20 protein-coding genes are annotated in these 20,641 nt (G+C 71.1%); 14 read left to right on the top strand and 6 right to left on the bottom strand.

Features of this window, described 5'->3' with window-relative positions; all coding sequences use genetic code 11:
• The first annotated feature begins 115 nt into the window (after positions 1 to 115).
• A complete protein-coding gene (locus tag OG858_RS11595) occupies positions 116 to 250 on the top strand; it encodes an SPW_0924 family protein (RefSeq protein ID WP_107065316.1) in 135 nt (44 codons plus the stop codon).
• A 53-nt stretch (positions 251 to 303) separates the two neighbouring features.
• The gene (locus tag OG858_RS11590; RefSeq protein ID WP_327749033.1) at positions 304 to 1,296 is read left to right on the top strand and encodes a DUF3068 domain-containing protein; all 993 of its coding nucleotides are present in this window, start codon (positions 304 to 306) and stop codon (positions 1,294 to 1,296) included.
• Here the strand turns inward: OG858_RS11590 and hrpB are convergent.
• Both hrpB and OG858_RS11580 read right to left on the bottom strand, forming a co-directional pair.
• Complete coding sequence (gene hrpB / locus OG858_RS11585) at positions 1,286 to 3,847, bottom strand: ATP-dependent helicase HrpB (RefSeq protein ID WP_327749034.1); 2,562 nt, start codon at positions 3,845 to 3,847, stop codon at positions 1,286 to 1,288. The genes OG858_RS11590 and hrpB overlap by 11 nt on opposite strands.
• An 80-nt stretch (positions 3,848 to 3,927) precedes the next feature.
• Complete coding sequence (locus OG858_RS11580) at positions 3,928 to 4,935, bottom strand: class I SAM-dependent methyltransferase (protein WP_408059385.1); 1,008 nt, start codon at positions 4,933 to 4,935, stop codon at positions 3,928 to 3,930.
• 234 nt (positions 4,936 to 5,169) lie between these two features.
• Between OG858_RS11580 and rpsA the strand changes: the two genes are divergently transcribed.
• From rpsA to OG858_RS11560, 4 genes are all read left to right on the top strand, one after another.
• Complete coding sequence (gene rpsA, locus OG858_RS11575) at positions 5,170 to 6,672, top strand: 30S ribosomal protein S1 (protein WP_086754479.1); 1,503 nt, start codon at positions 5,170 to 5,172, stop codon at positions 6,670 to 6,672.
• 884 nt (positions 6,673 to 7,556) lie between these two features.
• Positions 7,557 to 8,495, top strand: a complete 939-nt coding sequence (locus OG858_RS11570) for a PAC2 family protein (RefSeq protein ID WP_046704556.1) — start codon at positions 7,557 to 7,559, stop codon at positions 8,493 to 8,495.
• Positions 8,496 to 8,622: 127 nt separating this feature from the next.
• Positions 8,623 to 9,246: a dephospho-CoA kinase gene (gene coaE / locus OG858_RS11565; protein ID WP_319065993.1), complete on the top strand. Its 624-nt coding sequence runs from the start codon at positions 8,623 to 8,625 to the stop codon at positions 9,244 to 9,246.
• 55 nt (positions 9,247 to 9,301) lie between these two features.
• Positions 9,302 to 9,682, top strand: coding sequence for a tetratricopeptide repeat protein (locus OG858_RS11560; RefSeq protein WP_086747400.1), 381 nt, complete (start codon positions 9,302 to 9,304; stop codon positions 9,680 to 9,682).
• A 21-nt stretch (positions 9,683 to 9,703) separates the two neighbouring features.
• Here OG858_RS11560 and OG858_RS11555 read toward each other — a convergent pair whose 3' ends face one another.
• Positions 9,704 to 9,970: a DUF6343 family protein gene (locus tag OG858_RS11555; RefSeq protein WP_086747401.1), complete on the bottom strand. Its 267-nt coding sequence runs from the start codon at positions 9,968 to 9,970 to the stop codon at positions 9,704 to 9,706.
• A gap of 91 nt (positions 9,971 to 10,061) precedes the next feature.
• Here OG858_RS11555 and OG858_RS11550 point away from each other — a divergent pair, with 91 nt between their 5' ends.
• From OG858_RS11550 to OG858_RS11540, 3 genes are all read left to right on the top strand, one after another.
• A complete protein-coding gene (locus OG858_RS11550; RefSeq protein ID WP_086747402.1) occupies positions 10,062 to 11,051 on the top strand; it encodes an acyltransferase domain-containing protein in 990 nt (329 codons plus the stop codon).
• Between the two features lie 96 nt (positions 11,052 to 11,147).
• Complete coding sequence (locus tag OG858_RS11545) at positions 11,148 to 11,849, top strand: class I SAM-dependent methyltransferase (RefSeq protein WP_319272908.1); 702 nt, start codon at positions 11,148 to 11,150, stop codon at positions 11,847 to 11,849.
• Positions 11,850 to 11,969: 120 nt separating this feature from the next.
• Entirely contained in the window at positions 11,970 to 12,410 is a 441-nt protein-coding gene (locus tag OG858_RS11540) for a DoxX family protein (RefSeq protein WP_319065990.1), read from the top strand.
• A 150-nt stretch (positions 12,411 to 12,560) separates the two neighbouring features.
• Here the strand turns inward: OG858_RS11540 and OG858_RS11535 are convergent, their stop codons facing one another.
• On the bottom strand, positions 12,561 to 13,073 hold the full coding sequence (locus OG858_RS11535; protein ID WP_319065989.1) for an RNA-binding S4 domain-containing protein: 513 nt from the start codon (positions 13,071 to 13,073) through the stop codon (positions 12,561 to 12,563).
• A gap of 64 nt (positions 13,074 to 13,137) precedes the next feature.
• Here OG858_RS11535 and OG858_RS11530 point away from each other — a divergent pair, with 64 nt between their 5' ends.
• Positions 13,138 to 13,908 (top strand): uracil-DNA glycosylase, encoded by a 771-nt coding sequence (locus OG858_RS11530; protein ID WP_319065988.1) that lies wholly within the window; start codon positions 13,138 to 13,140, stop codon positions 13,906 to 13,908.
• Between the two features lie 94 nt (positions 13,909 to 14,002).
• Positions 14,003 to 14,962, top strand: coding sequence for a prolyl aminopeptidase (gene pip / locus OG858_RS11525; protein ID WP_086749189.1), 960 nt, complete (start codon positions 14,003 to 14,005; stop codon positions 14,960 to 14,962).
• A 102-nt stretch (positions 14,963 to 15,064) separates the two neighbouring features.
• On the opposite strand, the gene OG858_RS11520 is transcribed toward pip, so the two are convergent.
• Positions 15,065 to 15,772, bottom strand: a complete 708-nt coding sequence (locus OG858_RS11520; RefSeq protein WP_319065986.1) for a GntR family transcriptional regulator — start codon at positions 15,770 to 15,772, stop codon at positions 15,065 to 15,067.
• A gap of 194 nt (positions 15,773 to 15,966) precedes the next feature.
• On the opposite strand from OG858_RS11520, the gene OG858_RS11515 reads away from it, so the two are divergent.
• Positions 15,967 to 17,445 (top strand): NCS1 family nucleobase:cation symporter-1, encoded by a 1,479-nt coding sequence (locus OG858_RS11515; protein ID WP_319065985.1) that lies wholly within the window; start codon positions 15,967 to 15,969, stop codon positions 17,443 to 17,445.
• Between the two features lie 2 nt (positions 17,446 to 17,447).
• Positions 17,448 to 18,173, top strand: coding sequence for an aspartate/glutamate racemase family protein (locus tag OG858_RS11510; RefSeq protein WP_327749035.1), 726 nt, complete (start codon positions 17,448 to 17,450; stop codon positions 18,171 to 18,173).
• A 150-nt stretch (positions 18,174 to 18,323) separates the two neighbouring features.
• Here the strand turns inward: OG858_RS11510 and OG858_RS11505 are convergent, their stop codons facing one another.
• A complete protein-coding gene (locus OG858_RS11505) occupies positions 18,324 to 18,737 on the bottom strand; it encodes a RidA family protein (protein WP_319065982.1) in 414 nt (137 codons plus the stop codon).
• A 996-nt stretch (positions 18,738 to 19,733) separates the two neighbouring features.
• Here OG858_RS11505 and OG858_RS11495 point away from each other — a divergent pair.
• Entirely contained in the window at positions 19,734 to 20,474 is a 741-nt protein-coding gene (locus tag OG858_RS11495; RefSeq protein WP_037693212.1) for a DUF7873 family protein, read from the top strand.
• Positions 20,475 to 20,641 lie beyond the last annotated feature (167 nt).

The following is a 20,641-nucleotide window of genomic DNA, read 5'->3' as shown; positions in this document are numbered from 1 at the left end:
GCCGCCGTTGTGTGTGTGTGCAACGTGTTCTCATCTCGCCCAGCCGTTGCTACGGTGCCGGACCTGACGAAGTATCAGTTCCCGTTGTCGTGAGGCCCGTAGTCGGGAGGTCCGTATGCGCGCCCTGATCGCCGCCGCGACCGGTCTCGCCCTCGCCTTCGCCCTGGTGTTCACGATCACGGCGCTGGGCTCACCGACGGGGGAGACGTCACCGAAGCCGTTGCTGACGACGGTCCCCGCACATCCATAGCCGCACAGCCGAGGGCGGCCGCACGTCCGCAACCGCCCGGGAGGGAGGCCGAGATGCGCCGTAGGGCCGGTCTGATCCTGCTCGCGCTCGCCGTGTTCTTCACCGCCCTGTCCCCACTGCTGCGCTGGTACGCCTTCCCGAACCTGGCCAAGATCCCGGCGAACCAGTACCAGGACATGGTCCTGGAGGCGAAGGACGCGACCCTCCTCGACTACGGCACGATGACCGCGAAAACGGTGCCCGAGGTCACCATCGTGCAGACCCTCAAGGGCAACGTGGAGGCCTCCGAGGAGATCGAGAAGAACACCGACCGGGACGTCGTCGTCTGGGACGGCCTGTCGTACGTCCAGGGCCCGGACGGCAAGATGGTCTCCAGGATCCCCGAGCGCTACATCTTCGACGCCCACACCCAGGAACCCGTGCACGCCAAGGGCGAGATGGTCGACGGCGACCCCGTGAAACGGGAGGGTCTGGAATTCAAGTGGCCCTTCCTCACGGAGAAGAGGGACTACGAGTACTTCGACGCCCAGGCCCGGATCACCGCCCCCATCCACTACAAGGGCACCCAGGACTTCCGGGGAGTCGAGGTCTACTACTTCGAGCAGACCATCCCCTGGACCGAGGTCCCCTTCCCCCGCACCATGCCCGTCGAGGGCATCACCCGGGAGACGGTCGCCGGGACGGGCACGACCCGCTGGTACACCACCGTCCGCAAGTTCTGGGTGGAGCCCGTCACCGGAGCCCCCGTCTACGGCGAGGAGATCCACAAGGAGGAACTCCGCGGCGGCGCGCTCCTGGGCGACCGCGAGAAGGTGACCGCCTTCGCCGGCCACGTGAAGATGCGCGAGGACTACATCGAGCACACCGTCGACCTGGTCAAGTCCCAGCGCCTGCTCGTCCTCCTCATGACGTCCTACCTGCCCTGGGGTTTCCTCGGCCTCGGCATCCTGCTCCTCGCCCTCTCCCTCTACGTCGAGGCCCGCGGCCGCGGGCGCGGCGAACCGGAGTCCAGCAGGCCCCCGGCCTCCGAGCCGGTCAACGCCTGAGCCGCGCGTTCGTGTACCGGGTGGGCTCGGCCGTCGCCGGGTCCTCCGGCCACGGATGCCGGGGATACCGCCCGCGCAACTCCGCCCGTACGGCCTTGTATCCGTCCCTCCAGAACGAGGCGAGGTCGGCGGTCACGGCGGCGGGCCGCCCGGCGGGGGACAGCAGATGCACCAGCACGGGCACCCCGGCCAGTACGGGCGACTCCCGCAGCCCGAACATCTCCTGCAGCTTCACCGCCAGCACCGGTTGTTCGGGCCGCGCGTAGTCGACCCGCACCCGGGACCCGCTCGGCACCTCGATCCGCTCGGGCGCCAGCTCGTCCAGCCGTACGGCGTCCCCCGTGGCCCACGGCAACAGCCTCTTCAGCGCCTCCCCGGCATCGATCCGCCCGAGGTCCGCCCGCCGCCGGGCCCGGCTCAACTCCGGCTCCAGCCACTCCTCCACGCGCGCGTGCAGGGCACTGTCGGACACGTCGGGCCAGGGCGCTCCGAGCCGGGCACACAGAAAGCTCAGCCGCTCCCGCAACCGCGCGGCGTCCTGGGACCACCGCAACAGCCCGAGCCCCTCGACCCGCAGCCCTTCCAGCAACGCCTCCCGTACGAGGCCGGGCGCCGCCTCCCGCAACGGCCGCACCGCCAACTCCACGGCCCCCAGCCGCTCCACCCGCCGGGTAACGACGTCCCCGTCCCTCCAGACGACCTCCTCGCCCCGACTGTGGAGAGGCGCGGCCGCCTCCCGGGCGACCCCCTCGTCGATGGCGACCCCGAGCCGCACGCGCGCGTGGCCCGCCCCCACCGCCCGATCGGCGACCGCCACGGCGATCCAGGGCACCCCCCGCAACCCGGACGCCTCCGCCACCTCGGCCCGAGTCCCGGAGACCATCAGGAACGACCCCTTGCCGCCCCACGCCACCCGCTCCGGAAACGCGAGCGCCACCACGACCCCGACCCCCCACTCCTCCCCGGCACCCGCCCGCCCACCGGCCGCGCCCTCCGTCGCGGCGGGCCGGGAACCACCACCCACCCCGGCGACCTCCGCCGCAGGAACGGGCGCCGACGCGGTCCGCAGGCGCCGGACCTCCGTGCGCCAGCGAGCCGCGTAGGCGTCGCCCCCGCGCCGGGCGGCCCGTAGCGCGGCGGTGAGGTCGTCGCCGTACTCCCGCGGGGGCTCCTCGCTCAGCAACGCGACGATCTCGGCAGCCCGCTCGGCCCCCACCTTCGGCGTCGCGTCCAGGAGGGCGCGGGCCAGCCGGGGGTGCAGACCGAGACGGGACATGCGTACACCCCGGTCCGTGGCGTGCCCGGTGGGGGAGACCGCGCCGATCGCGGACAGGACGCTCTGGGCCGCGGCCATCGCCCCGCTCGGGGGCGGGTCCAGAAGGGCGAGCCCGGAGGCGTCCGGCTCGCCCCAGCAGGCCGCCTGGAGGGCGAAGGCGGTCAGGTCGGCCACCTTGATCTCCGGCGAGGGGAAGCGCGGCAGACGGACGTCCTCGGCCTCCGTCCAGCACCGGTAGACCGCGCCGGGGGCCTCGCGCCCGGCTCGCCCGGCGCGTTGCCGCCCGGCCGCCTGCGAGGCCCGTACCGTCGTCAGCGCGCTGAGCCCCCGCGCGTGGTCGACGCGCGGCTCCCGCGCCAGCCCGGAGTCGACGACCACCCGCACCCCGGGCACCGTCAGCGAGGACTCCGCCACCGAGGTCGCAAGGACCACCCGGCGCCGCTCCCCGCCCGCCAGCACCGCGTCCTGCACGGCAGCCGGCGCCCGCCCGTGCACCTGGAGCACGTCCACGTCACCGAGACCCCCCAACTGCCCGGCCACACGTGCGATCTCGCCCACCCCGGGCAGGAAACAGAGGACGTCCCCCCGCCGCTCGGCCAGCGCCCGCCGCACCACCGACGCCACATGTGACAGCGCCGCCGGGTCCACCCGCATCCCGTGCGGCGGCCGTACCGGACGGGGCGGCGGCGCCCACACCACCTCGACCGGGTACGACACCCCCTCCGCCGCGACCACAGGCGCCCCGCCCAGCAGTCGCGCCCAGCCCTCCGCGTCCGTCGTCGCCGACGCCGCCACCAGCCGCAGCTCGGGCCGCAGCGCCTCCCGCACGTCGAGCAGGAACGCCGCCACCGTGTCGGCGTCCAGATGCCGTTCGTGGCACTCGTCGAGCACCACGACGTCGACGCCCGGCAACTCCTGGTCCCGCTGCAACCGCTGCAGCAGTACACCCGTCGTGACGACCTCCACGCGCGCACGTGGCCCGACGACCCGTTCGCCGCGCACGGTGTAACCGACGCTCCCGCCGACCTTCTCGCCCAGCAGCCACGCCATCCGCCGCGCCGCCGCCCGCGCCGCGATCCGCCGAGGCTCGGCGACGACCACCCGCCGTACCGGCCCGCCGTCCAGCAGTCCCGCCAGGGCCAGCGGCACCAGCGTGGTCTTGCCGGTACCGGGTGGCGCGACGAGGACGGCGGTGCCGTGTCCCTCCAGAGCGTCGTCCAGAGCGGGCAGGGCAGCGCGCACGGGCAGCGCGTCCAGGGCGTCGTAACGGATCACGCCCCCAGTGTCGTACGCCCCCGAAAACATCCTCTACGCGCGCGTGCCTCTTCCTCGTCGCCCGCCGGCCCCGTCCCGCTTCAGTCCCGCTCGCACACGAAGATCGCCGACCCCGGGATCAGGTTCCCGCGCAGCGGGGACCACCCGCCCCACTCGGAGGTGTTCCAGGCGGGCCACTCCGGCTCCACCAGGTCGACCAGCCTCAGGCCGGCCGCCACGACGTCCCGCACGCGGTCGCCGATCGTCCTGTGGTGCTCGACGTACACGGCCCGCCCCTCCTCGTCCTGTTCCACGTACGGCGTGCGGTCGAAGTAGGAGCCGGAGACGGACAGGCCCTCCGGGCCGGGCTCGTCGGGGAAGGCCCAGCGGATCGGATGGGTCACCGAGAAGACGAAGCGGCCGCCGGGGCGAAGGACGCGGCGGACCTCCCGCAGCACCCGCACGGGGGTGGCGACGAAGGGCAGCGCCCCGTACGCCGAGCACGCCAGGTCGAAGGAGCCGTCCGCGAAGGGCAGGTCGCCGGCGTCGGCGCACACCAGAGGGAACGATCCCCCGATGCGCAGGGCGTGCTGGAGCTGGCGGTGGGAGAGGTCCAGGGCGACCGGACGGGCCCCCTGGGCGGCCAGCCAGCGCGCACACTGCGCGGCACCTGCGCCGATCTCCAGGACGTCCTTGCCCTTCAGTTCCTCGGGCGGCCCCAGCAGTTCCGCCTCCACCTCGTCGAGCCCTTCCGGGCCCCAGACGAAACGGTCGTCGCCGAGGAACGTGCCGTGCTCGATCTGGTACTCGTCGGCGTTCCGGTCCCACCAGCCCCGGTTGGCCCGGGAACTCTCCGTCATCCCGGCCTCGCGCCGGGTGGCCTCCGATTCGTCGGCCTCGGGTGCGCCGGGGGCCCCGTGGGTCTCGGCGGCTTCGTGGACTACAGGCTCTTGGATGATCGGCTCCCTCGTCGTACTCTTCCGTAACCTGCGTGGCCCGACCCGCTCCGGTGGTGTCACGAAAGGGGTCTCCCAGGCCTGCGTGGCCTCACGGGACAGGTTTTGTGCCGGGTTTGCGGCGTTCCGCCCCGGGTGTGCGCCTTCGCGCATTGACCCTGCCTGGCTGCCCCCGTATGCTACAAGTTGCGCTGCGGGCCTGCGCACCTCAGACGTAGCAGGTTGCGCTCGCATCTGTATGTATGTCCCCTCGGTTGTCGAGGCGCCACCGGATCTTTCGGTCCTGGTGTGGCGCTTCCTTGGCTGTCCGGCCTTCTGCAGAGCGAAACGGGCTCCCGGCGTAAGCAGTACCTACGACTCTCTGTCCGTACCGGAGCCCTTTCCCACATGACGAGCAGCACCGAGATCACCGCCACCACCCCGCAGGTTGCGGTCAACGACATCGGTGACGAGGAAGCATTCCTCGCCGCTATCGACGAGACGATCAAGTACTTCAACGATGGCGACATCGTCGACGGCGTCATCGTCAAGGTTGACCGGGACGAGGTTCTCCTCGACATCGGTTACAAGACCGAAGGTGTCATCCCGAGCCGTGAGCTCTCGATCAAGCACGACGTCGACCCGAACGAGGTCGTCAAGGTCGGCGACGAGATCGAAGCCCTTGTTCTCCAGAAGGAGGACAAGGAAGGCCGCCTGATCCTCTCGAAGAAGCGCGCCCAGTACGAGCGCGCCTGGGGCACCATCGAGAAGATCAAGGAAGAGGACGGCATCGTCACCGGTACCGTCATCGAGGTCGTCAAGGGTGGTCTCATCCTCGACATCGGCCTCCGTGGCTTCCTGCCGGCGTCCCTCGTCGAGATGCGTCGTGTCCGCGACCTCCAGCCCTACGTGGGCAAGGAGCTCGAGGCGAAGATCATCGAGCTGGACAAGAACCGCAACAACGTGGTTCTGTCCCGCCGTGCCTGGCTCGAGCAGACCCAGTCCGAGGTGCGCCAGACGTTCCTCACGACCCTGCAGAAGGGTCAGGTCCGCTCCGGCGTCGTCTCCTCGATCGTCAACTTCGGTGCCTTCGTGGACCTGGGTGGCGTCGACGGTCTCGTGCACGTCTCCGAGCTCTCCTGGAAGCACATCGACCACCCCTCCGAGGTTGTCGAGGTCGGCCAGGAAGTCACCGTCGAGGTCCTCGACGTCGACATGGACCGCGAGCGTGTCTCCCTGTCGCTGAAGGCGACGCAGGAAGACCCGTGGCAGCAGTTCGCCCGGACGCACCAGATCGGTCAGGTCGTCCCGGGTAAGGTCACGAAGCTGGTTCCGTTCGGTGCGTTCGTCCGCGTGGACGAGGGCATCGAGGGTCTGGTCCACATCTCCGAGCTGGCCGAGCGCCACGTGGAGATCCCGGAGCAGGTCGTCCAGGTCAACGACGAGATCTTCGTCAAGGTCATCGACATCGACCTCGAGCGTCGTCGCATCAGCCTCTCGCTGAAGCAGGCCAACGAGGCCTTCGGTGCCGACCCGGCCACGGTCGACTTCGACCCGACGCTGTACGGCATGGCCGCGTCGTACGACGACCAGGGCAACTACATCTACCCCGAGGGCTTCGACCCCGAGACCAACGACTGGCTCGAGGGCTTCGAGTCCCAGCGTGAGGTGTGGGAGACCCAGTACGCCGAGGCGCAGACGCGCTTCGAGCAGCACCAGGCCCAGGTCATCAAGTCCCGCGAGGCCGACGCCGCCGCCGCGGCCGAGGGCGGCGACTCCGCGGGTGCGGCTCCGGCCGCGAGCGGCGGTGGCTCGTCGTACTCCTCCGAGGGCGCGGACACCTCCGGTGCCCTGGCTTCGGACGAGGCCCTGGCTGCCCTTCGCGAGAAGCTGGCCGGCGGCCAGAGCTGAACGCACACGGCTGAGGTCTAGCCGATAACACTTCGGGCCCGCATCCACCCAGGATGCGGGCCCGAAGTGCGTCCCGATGCCGCCGGACCCGGCGGGAAACGCAGCGGGGCACGGTAGCGGGCGGGGGTGTCTGCGGGGACGACGGCCGTTGACAGGCTTCTGGGGTCGTCCGTGGTCGGAGGAGGGGCGCCGTGCGCACGGCAGGGACACCAGGGTGGGCGCGGGGTGGGCAGGGCGGGTTGGGACCGCACGGTCCTGGAGGCCGGGAGCGGGGAGAGGCACGGACGACGCAAGCGCACCGTGCGGCGCAGGGACGGGATGCGCCGGGCGGACAGTGCGTCACCACCCGGACTCACCACCCAGGCTCACCACACGGACGGCCTGTCTTGCGCGGTGCACGGTCATTCCCGACCGGTGCCGCGAACCGTGCGTCCCCAAGGAGTTGTGCGCCGACGTCGGTGCCGGCGCGTACATCCGCGACGCTTAGCCCGGCCGGGCAGAACCCGGTCCGGTACCGGACCGTGAAGGCCGATGTCCACGGCCCCGTCTCGGAGTTGCGCGCCAACGCCACCGACAAGGAAACCCTGGGCGGGGAGTTGACGGCCGAGGACCGGCGCCGCGGTCACTCGTCACGCGGCTCACCCCCGACGGGCGTGAACGGAGGGCAGTGGCCGTGGGCATGCGGATCCACGGCGAGGAGTCGTGCCGCCCCGAGCCGACGCCGTCCGTGCAGGGGGTGTTCGAGTCCGCGCCGAAGGCCGTGACAGTGCTCCACGCGCGTGCCGCGGTCGTGGCGGCGCGCACCGCATCCGTGGAGCGTCCACCGGGAATGCCCGGCCCCCGTCCCGTGTTGTGGAGTAGGAACACGAGGAGGAGCGGTCACAGTGCTTGATCCGCAGGGCTTGTACGCATGGGAGCCGAAGGGCCTGGCCGTCGTCGACATGGCGCTCGCCCAGGAATCGGCGGGACTTGTCATGCTCTACCACTTCGACGGATACATCGACGCGGGTGAGGCGGGCGACCAGATCGTCGAACGACTCCTCGGTTCACTGCCCCACCAGGTCGTGGCCCGCTTCGACCACGACCGGCTCGTGGACTACCGGGCACGCCGCCCGCTGCTGACGTTCAAGCGCGACCGCTGGACCGACTACGAGGAGCCGACGCTCGACGTACGGCTCGTCCAGGACGCCACCGGAGCGCCCTTCCTGCTGCTGTCGGGCCCCGAGCCGGACGTGGAGTGGGAGCGCTTCGCGGCCGCCGTCCAGCAGATCGTGGAGCGGCTCGGCGTGCGCCTCTCGGTGAACTTCCACGGCATCCCCATGGGCGTGCCGCACACCCGCCCCGTCGGCCTCACCCCGCACGGCAACCGGGCCGAGCTGGTCCCCGGCCACCGCAGCCCCTTCGAGGAGGCCCAGGTGCCCGGCAGCGCCGAGTCCCTCGTGGAGTACCGCCTCATGGAGGCCGGGCACGACGTGCTGGGCGTCGCCGCGCACGTACCGCACTACATCGCCCGCTCCCCGTACCCGGACGCGGCCCTGACCGTCCTGGAGGCCGTCACGGCGGCCACCGGCCTGGTGCTGCCCTCCGTCGCGCACGCCCTGCGCACGGAGGCCCACCGTACGCAGACGGAGATCGACCGGCAGATCCGGGAGGGCGACGAGGAACTGGTCGCCCTCGTGCAGGGCCTGGAGCACCAGTACGACGCGGCCGCGGGCGCCGAGACGCGGGGCAACATGCTCGCCGAGCCCGTCGAGATCCCCTCCGCGGACGAGATCGGGCTCGAGTTCGAGAAGTTCCTGGCGGAGCGGGAGGGCGAGGGCTGAGCCCTCCCGGCCGCCTGCGGAGCATGCTTCCGGGGCTGGGGAGACCCTGATGTCCGAGCGGTGCAGGGCCCGGCGGACATCAGGGTCTCCCACAGCTGTGTCAGTGGCAGGGCCTAAGCTGCCGGGCATGCTGAAGGTGGGCCTGACCGGCGGTATCGGCGCCGGCAAGAGCGAGGTGTCACGGCTGCTCGTGGAGTGCGGCGCCGTGCTGATCGACGCGGACCGCATCGCGCGCGAGGTCGTCGCACCGGGTACTCCGGGGCTCGCAGCGGTCGTCGAGACCTTCGGCGGGGCCGTGCTCGCGCCGGACGGCAGCCTGGACCGGCCCAGGCTGGGCTCCCTCGTGTTCGCGGACCCGGAGAAGCTCGCCGCGCTGAACGCGATCGTGCACCCCTTGGTGGGCGCCCGCTCCAGAGAGCTGGAGAACGCCGCCGCCGAGGACTCCGTCGTCATCCACGACGTCCCCCTGCTCACCGAGAACGGCCTCGCCCCGCTGTACGACCTGGTGGTCGTCGTGGACGTGGCCCCCGAGACACAGCTCGACCGTCTCGTACACCTGCGTGGCATGACGGAGGAGGACGCCCGCGCGCGCATGGCCGCCCAGGCGACCCGCGACAAGCGTCTGGAGATCGCGGACATCGTCATCGACAACGACGTACCCCTGGAAGACCTGCGGCGCCGGGTGCGGGACGTATGGGCGGATCTCACGCATCGGGCACACGCGGCCCGGGAACGATCCGAACACACATAGGAATAGCGGGGGAGCAGGGGGCGTTGAACCGTCCCAGCAAGGGAAGGACTCAGCCGTGCCCGAGACCAGCGGTTCCACCGGACGTACCCCGGAGACGCACGTCATCGACTTCCGTGCTGCCGAGCAGTTGCTCGCCGCGCGCGATCCGCGGGGCGCGGTCAAGCTGCTCGACCGGGTCATAGCCGAGCACCCCGAGAACACGGCGGCCCGGCTGCTGCGCGCCCGCGCCTTCTTCGCGGCGGCCCAACTGCGGCCCGCCGAGCTGGAGTTCACCATCGTCCTGGAGCGTGAGCCGGACAACGCGTTCGCGCACTTCGCCCTCGCCCGCACCTATCAGCGCCAGGCCCGCGACGACCAGGCCAAGCGTCACTTCCGGCTCGCCGCGGCCCTCGACCCGAACCCGCAGTACCTGGAAGCGGCACGGTTCGACTCCTGACGGCCGCGCCTGCCCTCACACCTACGGACGGGGCGGACTCGGTGGTTGGTACGGCGGGATGTCCCGGCCCGGCTGGTAGTGCGGGCCCTGACGGATGTGGCGCAGGATCACGACCAGGTCGACGGTGACGATCAGCCACAGCACCCCGCAGGCGATCGCCCAGCCGGGGCGGCCGACCAGGGCGAACGCCGCCGTTCCGGCGATCGCCCAGATCAGACCCCACACGCTCAGCCAGAGCCGCATCCGCAGGGGACTGCGCGCTGTCGTCGGTTCACTGCCGGTACGCATCGGATCGACCGCTCCTCCTCGTCCTACTGGGAAACGTACTCCTCGCCTCGCACGTTCTCCAGGAGACCGATGCGGTGACGGGGAGGCCATGGTGTTGCTGGACGCGGTGCGGGCGGACGAGAGGCTCGCCGACTGGCTGAAGGGCCTTCAGGAGAGCGAGAACGCCCCGGAAGCGCAGGCGCGGCTGCCGGACGCCGACGAGCTGCCGGACGTGCTGGTGGACCTCGCCGTGCCGTACGAGGACATCAACGACCTGGTCGCGCTGCGCCGCACACTGGCGGCCGACGAGAGCGCGACCTGGCTGCTCGGGCGGTGCGTCGCCGGTCTCGCGCGGGACATGGGGAAGATCGGCAAGGGGCCGGGACTCCTGCCGTTCCCCCTGGAGTCGGGCCCGCTCGGCCGCTACTTCCATGTGTACGTCTTCCTCGCGGCCCTGCCGTACGTGCGCGCCTACCACCGCGAGCGTGGCATCCCCGACGACATCTCCCGGCGCACCCTCGCGGACCTCGGCCGGGGCCTGGTGCTGCACCGCAGACGGTACGGCGTGGGCGGGCTCGTCGCGCCGGGCTGGTTCTCGCTGCACTTCCACGGGGAGCTGTTCCAGCTCGGCCGGCTGCAGTACCAGCGGTCACGGGTGAGCGGACGGGAAGGCGTCGCGCTGGCGGCGGCGGGCCTGGGGCTGCGGCCCGGAGAACCCTGCCTCGACCTGCACATACCCGACTACGCGGGACCCCTGACGCCGGAAGCGTGCGACCGGTCGCTGGCATCCGCCCACGACTTCTTCGCGCGGCACTTCCCTCAGGAGCGCTACACGGCGGGCTGCTGCCATTCCTGGCTCCTCGACCCGCAGCTGAAGCGGTATCTGCCGACGGACGCCAACATCGTCCGGTTCCAGGAGCGGTTCCGGATCGCCTGCGGCAACAGCGAACCCGAGGACGACCTACCGATCCGCTTCGTCTTCGGGGACCCGGACCTGCCGGTGGAGACCCTGCCGCGCCGGACGGGTCTCGAACGGGCCGTGGCCGATCATCTGCGGGCGGGCGGGCACTGGTACAGCGGGCACGGCTGGTTCGCCTGGTGAGGCGCGATCGGCACGATCGACGCAGTGCACCCATGTTCACCCCATCGGGTGCGGTGTGACAGGAACGGCCCGTGTCCGCCCGGCCGTTGGACGGATATGAGCATTCAGATGCGTGAGGGATACGAGGGGACCGGACCCGGCGCGATCACCCCGGACGGCTGCGCGGTCGAGTTGTACACGCGGCTGCCGGTGGGCGACGAGCCGGAGGTCATCGCCGGCGTCGCGCCCGCGGGCGCGCGCATTCTCGAACTGGGCAGCGGCGTGGGCCGTATGACCCACCCCCTGATCGAGCGGGGGTTCACCGTCACGGCTGTCGACGAGTCGGCGGAGATGCTGGAGCGGGTGCGCGGGGCCCGCACGATATGCGGTCCGATCGAAAGTCTCGACCTGGGTGAGAAGTTCGACGTGGTGCTGCTCGCGTCGTTCCTTGTCCACACCGGGGACCCCGAGGTGCGGCGCGGGATGCTCGCGACCTGTCTGCGGCATGTCGCGGACGACGGCTTCGTACTGATCCAGCGCGAGGGGGAGGACTACCACACGAACGTTCCCCGGGAGCGGGTCGACCCCCGAGGCTTCACCGTCCGCATAGCCTCGGCCGAACCGGTCGGGGACGGGGTCGACTCGGTGTTCGTGGAGTACGTCTTCCCGGACGGCGAGTGGACCCAGACGTTCCGGGCACGACCGTTGACCAAGGAACAGTTCGAGGAGGCGTTGGGGGAGGCGGGGCTCGAGGTCGAGCGATATCTGACGGAGGACCGGGTGTGGGTGAAGGTGGTGCCGACGGTGCCCGCCGGATGAGGGGGGAGGGGAGGGGGAGTGATCTCGGCCCGAAATCCCGGCGGGCAGCGATGAGTTCGGGGGAGGGACCCGGTCTACCTCTGTGACAGCGATACGGAACCGCTTCACACAGGAGATCCCATGCCCGAGACCACCGCTTCCGCCGCCGGCACGACAGGCACCGCACGCAGCAAGGGCGCACGGATCTCGCTGCGTGCGCTGCAGATCGCGCTCGCGCTGTTCTACGCGTTCGCGAGCGCACTGCCCAAGCTGATCGCGCACCCGTCGGCCGTCGAGTCCTTCGACACGCTCGGCTGGGGCGGCGCGGGGATGTACACCATCGGCGCGCTCGAACTGGCGGGTGCCATAGGGCTGTTGATTCCCGCACTGGCCTCGGTCGCGGCGGTGTCGCTGAGCGCGCTGATGGTGGGGGCGTTCATCACGCAGATCACCGCCTTCGACGGGGAGTACGCGGCGACACCGCTCATCCTGATCGTTCCGCTCGCCCTGATCGCCTGGGTGCGACGCCGGGACGTGGCAGGCCCGACGCAGTGGGTGCGATGGGCGCGACGAGCGGCGTGACCGTTGCGGCCCCGCCCGCGCGGCGGGTATCGCCGAGGAGCTTTCCGGTGACCTCCGGGAAGCCCCTCGGCGATATCCATGGCAGGGTGCGGCGCCGGTGTGGGGTGTGTTCACCGTGCTCACCGGCGTTAGCGGGGTGCCCGCGGCTGCCTAGGTGGGGCGGCGGTGGCGCTCGGCGTTGGCGGCCTCGGCCAGGCCCTGGAGGCGTTCCAGGTCGCGGCGGTCGCGTTTGGTGGGGCGGCCGGTGCCTCGGTCGCGGATGCCTGCGGGGGCGATGGCCTCACGGGGCGGGGGCGGCGGGGAGTTGTCGACATAGCACTCGGCGGCGACGGGCGCGCCGACCCGCTTGCGGATCAGACGCCTGACGACGACGATCCGCTCGTGGCCCCCGGCCTGGCGCAGCCGCACCTCGTCGCCGACGCGCAGCGCGTGGGCGGGCTTGACGCGTTCACCGTTGACGCGGACGTGGCCGCCCCGGCAGGCGGTGGCGCCCATCGAGCGGGTCTTGACCAGGCGGACGGACCAGATCCAGCTGTCGACGCGCACACTCTCGCCGCTCGCCGGGCGGGCGGCGTCCGCGGCTGCGGACGCCGCCGACCCGTCGGTACCCCGGTCGGTGGTGTCCGGACCGCTCGTCCGCTCCTGCGTACCTTCAGAAGCCATACCTCGACCTTAGCTTCCCGGCCGGCCGCGCGGGGGAGGCGATCACCGGACGTACCGTGGAGACATGGGCGGCGGCAGCGGTGGTGACAGGTACGGCCACAGCGACAGCGGAGGCGGAGGCGGCGGCGGTGGCGGTGGGGGCACCGGGCTGGCCGAGCTCGACGCGCGGATCAGCGGGTGCCGGGCCTGTCCCCGGCTGGTCGAGTGGCGGGAAGAGGTGGCGCGTACGAAGCGGGCCGCGTTCGCCGGCCAGGAGTACTGGGGGCGGCCGGTGCCGGGCTTCGGGCCGCCCGACGCCGCGCTGCTGATCGTCGGGCTCGCGCCCGCCGCGCACGGGGCGAACCGGACGGGGCGGATGTTCACCGGCGACCGCTCGGGGGACGTGCTGTACGCGGCCCTGCACGACGTGGGCCTGGCCTCGCGCGGCACGGCGGTGGGCGTGGACGACGGTCTGGAGCTGTACGGCGTACGGATCACCTCACCCGTGCACTGCGCGCCGCCCGCCAACAAGCCGACGCCCGAGGAACGGAACACGTGCCGGCCGTGGCTGGTCCGGGAGTTGGAGCTGCTGCGGCCGAAACTGCGGGCCGTGGTCGTGCTCGGCGCCTTCGGCTGGCAGGCCGCGCTGCCCGCGCTCGCCGAGGCCGGCTGGGACGTGCCCCGGCCGCGACCCGTCTTCGGCCACGGCACCCACGTACCGCTCGACGGGCTCGACCTCTTCGGCTGCTTCCATGTGAGTCAGCGCAACACCTTCACCGGCCGGCTGACCCCCGCCATGCTGTGCGAGGTCCTGCGTACGGCGGCGAAGTCCGCGGGGCTGAGCGTCACTTCGTAGTCGAGGCGGCCCGGGTGCACGGGGGCGGTCCGGGGTGTCGGGTCCGGCGGAAAACCGGCTGCCGACGCCGTCGTACGCCGGTTAGGGTCGCGCAATGCCCCTCTACCCGGAGATCGAACCGTACGACCACGGCATGCTCGACGTCGGGGACGGCAACCGCTTGTACTGGGAGGTCTACGGCAATCCACGGGGCAAGCCCGCGGTCGTGCTGCACGGCGGGCCGGGGTCCCGGGCCAACGCCTGGTTCCCGCGGCTCTTCGACCCCGAGGCGTACCGGATCGTGCTGCTCGACCAGCGTGGCTGCGGGCGTTCGACGCCGCTCGCGAGCGCGTACGAGACCGACATGAGCGTCAACACGACGGATCATCTGATCGCCGACCTGGAGCTGCTGCGACGGCATCTCGGGATCGGGCGGTGGCTGGTGTGGGGTGTGTCGTGGGGGTCGGCGCTCGGCCTGCGCTACGCGCAGACGCATCCGCAGGCCGTGACCGAGATGGTCCTCACAGGGGTCGCCACGGGGTCGGACGCCGAAGTCGCCCTGCTGACCCGGGGACTCGGACAGTTCTTCCCGGAGGCCTTCGAACGGTTCCTGGCCGAGCTGCCCGAGGACGAGCGGGACGGGAACCCGGCTGCCGCGTACAACCGGCTGCTCGAGTCGCCCGACGAGGCGGTGCGGGCGCGGGCTGCGCGGGCCTGGACCGACTGGGAGACGGCCATCGCCGCGCTGCCGCCCCGCTCCGTGCCGCGCTACGAGGACCCGGTGTTCCGCTACGCCTTCGCCCGCACCGTCACCCACTACTGGGGCAACGGCCACTTCCTCGACGGGGGCGGCGACGGTGTGGTGCTGCGTGACGCGCACCTGCTCAAGGGCATCCCGGGCACCCTCGTCCAGGGCAGCCTCGACCCCGGCAATCTCCTCGGCATCGTCTGGCGCCTCCACCACGCCTGGCCCGGCAGCGAGCTGATCGTCATCGACGACGTGGGACACAGCGCGGGCGCGCCTGACATGGCGGCGGCGCTGGTGGCGGCGACGGACAAGTACGCCAAGGGCTGAGGCCGTGAGGACGCGAGGACCGGTCCTGAGGGGAGCCGGCCGACGGCGTTCGACGGGTGCCCCGGCCCGCCCCGGCACACATGGTGTGCCGGGGCTCGCGGTTCACCGGGCCTGCGGTGTGCCGTCCGTGCCGATGCCGCCCTCCTCGCCGAACAGGTGCCGCACCGTCGACCGGTAGTTGGTCCGGACGTGGGTGAGGGCGTGGGCGCGGGCGCGGTCGGGGTCGCCCGAGGCGATGGCGTCGTACAACTCGCGGTGTTCGGTGAGCAGTTGGGGCCACTCGGTGTTCTGACGGGTCAGCCAGCGCAGGCGGCCGTCGACCGGCTCCATGACCGAGATGAGCAGGCTGTTGCCGGCCATGGCGAGGACGCGGTCGTGGAAACGGGTGTTGATGTCGGTGATCGTTTCGGCGTCCCCGGCGAGGGTCGCCTCCGCCGCCCGGTCGAGCAGCGCCGACAGCTCCGCGAGGGACTCCCGGGTGGCGCGGGAGGCGGCGAGCCCGGCGGCGTACACCTCCAGAGCCTCGCGCAGTTCGAAGAGTTCCGCCACGTCCGCCGGGGTGAGGCGGCGGACGACGGTGCGGCGCGGGGTCTCGAAGTGGACGAATCCCTCGGCGACCAGCGCGCGGATCGCCTCACGCACCGGGACCCGTGAGACCCCGAAGCGGTCGGCCAGCTCACGTTCCACCAGCCGATCGCCCGGACGCAGGCGCCCCGCGATGATGTCCTGCCGCAGGGTGCCGAGAACGCGTTCGCGCACCGCGCCGAGGGGTTCGATCTTCGCTCCTTCCGGAGGAGCCAGGGAGCTCATGAGGCAATCTTCGCCGACTCCGGGGGTGTTTTACGGGGCGTTAACAACAGCGACATCGGTCCGAACGGTTGACGGGAGGACTATGAGCGCAGTTTGGTATACCAAACCATCCCGGGTGCTCTTCCGGTTCCCCACGCCGGCGTCGCGCCCGTCCCCGCCACCCACCCCCGTCTCCTCTCGCTCCTGGAGGCCCCGTGTCCCTCGCCGACAGTGCCGAAGCCACCGGCACCACAGCGTTCGTCCCCGACCCCCGCCTCACCAACGAGGACCTCGCCCCCGCCGACAAGCGGAACTGGAAGGTCTTCGACCTCTTCGCCCTGTGGATGTCCGACGTCCACAACCTCGGCAACTACACGTTCGCCGCGGGACTGCTGGTCCTCGGCATGAACGTCTGGCAGGTGTTCACGTCACTGCTCGTCGGCTTCGTGATCATCTACATCGGGATGAACTGGATGGGGAGGATCGGGCAGCGCCACGGCGTGCCCTTCCCCGTGGTCAGCCGCATCAGCTTCGGCGTCTGGGGCGCCAACATCCCCGCCCTCATCCGGGCCGTGATCGCCATCATGTGGTACGGCATCCAGACCTACCTCGCCTCCGTCGCGGTCAACATCATGCTGCTGGCCGCCTGGCCGGGCCTGGAGTCCTGGACCCACAACTCCTTCCTCGGCCTGCACCAGCTCGGCTGGTGCACCTTCGTCGCCCTCTGGCTCATCCAGGCGCTGATCATCAGCCAGGGTATGGAGTCGGTCCGCAAGTTCCAGGACTTCTGCGGCCCCGCGATCTGGCTCGTCATGATCGCGCTGGCCGTGTGGATCCTCGCCAAGGCCGGCTGGACCATCTCCCTCACCTCGACCCCGAACCCGGTCTCCGTCGGCGAGCAGTGGCGGCAGTGGTTCGGCGCGATCGGACTGGTCCTCGCCACCTACGGCACCCTGATGCTCAACTTCTGCGACTTCTCCCGCTTCGCGCCGGACTACCGGACGGTCAAGCGGGGCAACTTCTGGGGCCTGCCCGTCAACTCGACCGCCTTCGTGGTGGTGTCCGTCATCGTCACGGCGGGCTCGATCGAGGTCTTCGGCAAGGCGATCACCGACCCGGCCCACCTCGTCGCCGAGATCGGCAACACCTGGATCCTCGTCCTGGGCGCGCTGACCTTCGCCATCGCCACCATGGGTGTCAACATCGTCGCCAACTTCGTCTCACCGGCGTACGACCTCGCCAACGTCTGGCCGCAGAAGATCACTTTCAAGGTCGGGGGCATGATCAGCACGGTCGCGGCGCTGGTCGTGACCCCGTGGAACCTCTTCTCCAACCCCACCGTCGTCCAGTACTTCCTCGGCGGCCTTGGTGCCTTCCTCGGCCCGCTGTTCGGTGTGATCATGCTCGACTACTTCTGGGTCAAGCGCGGCCGCATCGACGTCGACGCACTCTTCGACGCCGAGCCCGGCTCCCGCTACTACTACCGCAAGGGCGTCAACCCCAAGGCCCTGTGGGCGTTCCTGCCCGCCGCGGCGGTCTCCGCGGTCCTCGCCCTGGTGACGACCTTCAGCGAGGTCGCCCCGTATTCCTGGTTCATAGGTACGGCCCTGGCCGCCGGGCTGTACGCCGTGCCGTGCCGGGACGAGCGGGCCTCCGGGCAGGCTTCCGCAGAACCGGCAGCCGTGGAGGGCTGAGCGTGCGCATCGTCGTCACCAACTGCAACACGACGCAGGGGATGACCGAGGAGATCGTGCGAGGTGCCCGGACCGCCGCAGGCCCGGGCACCACCGTGATCGGGCTGACCCCGGCCTGGGGGCCCGAGTCCGCGGAGGGCTGGCTCGACAGCTACCTCTCCGCCGCCGCCGTCCTCGACACCCTGCGCACCTACGAAGGGCCGTACGACGCCGTCGTCATGGCCGGGTTCGGCGAGCACGGGCGCGAGGGCGCGCGCGAACTGGTGGACGTCCCCGTCGTCGACATCACCGAGGCCGCCGCCCACCTCGCCTGTCTGCTCGGGCGGCGCTACGGCGTCGTCACCACGCTGGAACGCTCCTGCGGGCAGATCGAGGACAGCCTGGACGCCGCCGGCGTCGGCCGCAACTGCGCGGCGATCGTCGGCACCGGGCTCGGTGTCCTCGACCTCGCCGACGCCGACCGCACCACCCGGGCCTTCCTCGCGGCCGGGCAGCGGGCCCGGGACGCCGGGGCCGAGGTACTGGTCCTGGGGTGCGCCGGGATGACCGGGCTGCAGCGGACGGTGGGGGAGAAGCTGGGGGTGCCGGTCGTAGACGGGGTGGGAGCGGCCGTGAAACTCGCCGAGTCGCTGGTGGCGCTGGGGCTGACCACCAGCCGGACGGGAGGTTATGCGAAGCCGCTGCCGAAGAGGAGGAGCTGGGGGGCCGGGGGAGCGCGTGAGCCGTAGGACCGGGGGACGGGGGCGTTGTAGGGGGTGCCTCCTCGTCGTCGTGGGCGGCTGCGGGTTCGTGGATGGGTGGACGCTCAGTTCCCCGCGCGCTTGCGGGGCGGGGGCAGTCCGCGCGCTCCCTGCCGGGCTGGGGGCAGTCCCCACCCTCTACTGGGCCGGGGGCTCAGGGACCACCGCCGTCGCCGTGATCTCCACCAGCTGGCCCGTGTAGCCGAGGCAGGCCACGCCGAGGAGGGTCGACGAGTGGGGGCCGGTGCTGAGACCGGACGCCTCGACGACGTCCCAGACCGCGGAGAGGACCGCGGGCTCGTCGCTGACGACGTACACATCGGTGCAGGCGACATGCTCGAAGTCGCTGCCCACCGCCCGCAACTGCTCCCCGAGGTTCGCCAGCACCTGCTCGGCCTGCCGTACCGGATCCCCCTCCCCGACCAGATTCCCGTCGGCGTCCAACGGAACGGAACCGGCGAGGAAGGCGAGCCTCGTCCCGGCCTCGACGACGGACGCGTGCGAGTAGACCGGGGGTGCGAAGAGGCTGGGGACGGTGGTGCGCTGAATCATGACTGCTCCCGGTGGTGGACAAAGGTGGTGGACAACCTGTCGATCATGCGGATTCTCGGCCGCGGCCGCATCCGATTTCCGGGCGGCGCCGTGCTGCTTCCGCTGCCGTCGAGCGCGGCCGCCGCCCTCCGCCGTCGGCGGACCTGGCACCCCGGCGGCCGTGCGGACTGTCCACACGCCGGCGCTTCTCCCGTGCCACCTGCTCGAACACGCCGATCCTGTAGGCGAGCCCCTCCGGCCTCCCCGATGCCGCACCACCGTTCCGCCGCGACCATTCCTCCTCCCCCCGGCACCAAGGGCGCCCCCGCACCACCGTTCCGCCGCGACCATTCCTCCTTCCCCCGGCACCAAGGGCGCCCCCGCACCACCGTTCCGCCGCGACCATTCCTCCTCCCCCCGGCACCAAGGCGCCCCCACACCGCCAGATGCAGGGCCGGCGTCGACCGCGCGGAGGAAGATCGGTGGCTGGGGCGGTGGTGTTCTCGACGGCGGTGCCTGGCCGACGTCGAAGGCCGCCAGGTCGACGTCCGCTACCGCGATCTCGACTCCGTGGAGAGGGAGTTGGCGAACGCCGAGGAAGGGCGCTTCCACGTGGAGCCCCTCCTCTGCCAACCCGTCTACATCCCTCGCTACCTCCTCGTCGCCGAACTGGCCGTCGACCGAGTCCTGCGCGGTGACCCGCCCGCCCGGCCGCGTACTCGGGGAAGCTCCGTACGTCCGCCGCCGAACGACGACACGGCACACCCACGCGACCCTCGCCCACGCCGACCACGCCCCCAAGGGCCGTCTCACCGAGGTCGCCTGCGCCGTCGAGGACCTCGGTGAGGCGGCCGGAGCCGTTGGTGTTCACGCGGGCGGTCTTCCGAGGCCGAGGCGCTCTTCGGGGGCCGCCGGGTAGGGCGGCCGAGGAGCAATTCCGTACGGTGAACCGAAGTCCGTATTCCCCGGTGAATAATCCTTCGAGAAGATCGCCCTTGCGCTGTTACCGTCTCTCGCGTGGCGAAACTCAATCAGATCATCGCAGTGGAGAAGGGCGTCAAGGCCAAGTCCCATCAGGACCTGACGGCCGCTCATCATGGCCTGCAGAAGCCGGCGTTGCTCGCCGGTATCGCGCGTACCTATCAGCCGAAGGACGAGGAGGGCGAGCAGTTGCCGCCCGAGTCGACCCGGGTGCAGGTGCGGGCGGAGGATGTGCTGCGGGAGACCGCGGGAGTTCTCACGCGGCTGTTCGATGTGACCGCCACCAAGGACTGGGCCAACTGCACGGCGCGGGCGGACGTGAAGGTCGAAGGGCGGGTGCTCGTCGCCGACGTGCCCGTGGCCTATCTGCTCTTCCTGGAGAAGCAGCTCGGGGAGATCAACACGCTGGTGCGGAAGCTGCCCGTGCTCGACGCCTCCGAGGCGTGGGCGCAGGACCCGTCCACCGACGACTGGAAGACCGAGGCCGTACGGACGGTGCGGACCAAGAAGGTGCCGCGCAACCATGTGAAGGCCGAGGCGACCGACAAGCACCCCGCCCAGGTGGAGGTGTACTACGAGGACATTCCGGTCGGTTATTGGACCACCGTGAAGTTCTCCGGAGCCCTGCCCGCCCGACGCGTGAACGAAATCCTCGACCGCGTCGAGAAGTTGCAGCAGGCCGTGAAGTTCGCGCGGGAGGAAGCGAACGGTGTGGACGTCGTCGACCAGCGGGTCGGTGACGCCGTGTTCGGCTACCTGTTCGGACAGTTCGGGTAGCCTCATAGACTCCCCGGTCGGCTTTCAAGCCGGGCGGGGTGCGCGAGGAGCGCAAGCTGAAGCTGAGGCTTGTCGTGACGGAGCGGTCCGTACCCGCTGAAGAACTCAGGGGCGGGCCGTCATCAATCTCAGACTATTGCTCCAGACTCAGTATTCGCCGCCGATCG

Source organism: Streptomyces europaeiscabiei, from assembly GCF_036346855.1.
GTDB classification, from domain to species: Bacteria; Actinomycetota; Actinomycetes; order Streptomycetales; family Streptomycetaceae; genus Streptomyces; species Streptomyces europaeiscabiei.
Note: the sequence above shows the minus strand (reverse complement) of the source record. Positions and strands in the feature narration are given on the sequence as shown.

Bases quoted from the DNA above. Each gene is read 5' to 3' on its own strand.
- OG858_RS11595 (WP_107065316.1), top strand. From the start codon at position 116: ATGCGCGCCCTGATCGCCGCCGCGACCGGTCTCGCCCTCGCCTTCGCC.
- OG858_RS11590 (WP_327749033.1), top strand. From the start codon at position 304: ATGCGCCGTAGGGCCGGTCTGATCCTGCTCGCGCTCGCCGTGTTCTTC.
- OG858_RS11580 (WP_408059385.1), bottom strand. From the start codon at position 4,935: ATGCGCGAAGGCGCACACCCGGGGCGGAACGCCGCAAACCCGGCACAA.
- rpsA (WP_086754479.1), top strand. From the start codon at position 5,170: ATGACGAGCAGCACCGAGATCACCGCCACCACCCCGCAGGTTGCGGTC.
- coaE (WP_319065993.1), top strand. From the start codon at position 8,623: ATGCTGAAGGTGGGCCTGACCGGCGGTATCGGCGCCGGCAAGAGCGAG.
- OG858_RS11555 (WP_086747401.1), bottom strand. From the start codon at position 9,970: ATGCGTACCGGCAGTGAACCGACGACAGCGCGCAGTCCCCTGCGGATG.
- OG858_RS11545 (WP_319272908.1), top strand. From the start codon at position 11,148: ATGAGCATTCAGATGCGTGAGGGATACGAGGGGACCGGACCCGGCGCG.
- OG858_RS11540 (WP_319065990.1), top strand. From the start codon at position 11,970: ATGCCCGAGACCACCGCTTCCGCCGCCGGCACGACAGGCACCGCACGC.
- OG858_RS11535 (WP_319065989.1), bottom strand. From the start codon at position 13,073: ATGGCTTCTGAAGGTACGCAGGAGCGGACGAGCGGTCCGGACACCACC.
- OG858_RS11530 (WP_319065988.1), top strand. From the start codon at position 13,138: ATGGGCGGCGGCAGCGGTGGTGACAGGTACGGCCACAGCGACAGCGGA.
- pip (WP_086749189.1), top strand. From the start codon at position 14,003: ATGCCCCTCTACCCGGAGATCGAACCGTACGACCACGGCATGCTCGAC.
- OG858_RS11520 (WP_319065986.1), bottom strand. From the start codon at position 15,772: ATGAGCTCCCTGGCTCCTCCGGAAGGAGCGAAGATCGAACCCCTCGGC.
- OG858_RS11505 (WP_319065982.1), bottom strand. From the start codon at position 18,737: ATGATTCAGCGCACCACCGTCCCCAGCCTCTTCGCACCCCCGGTCTAC.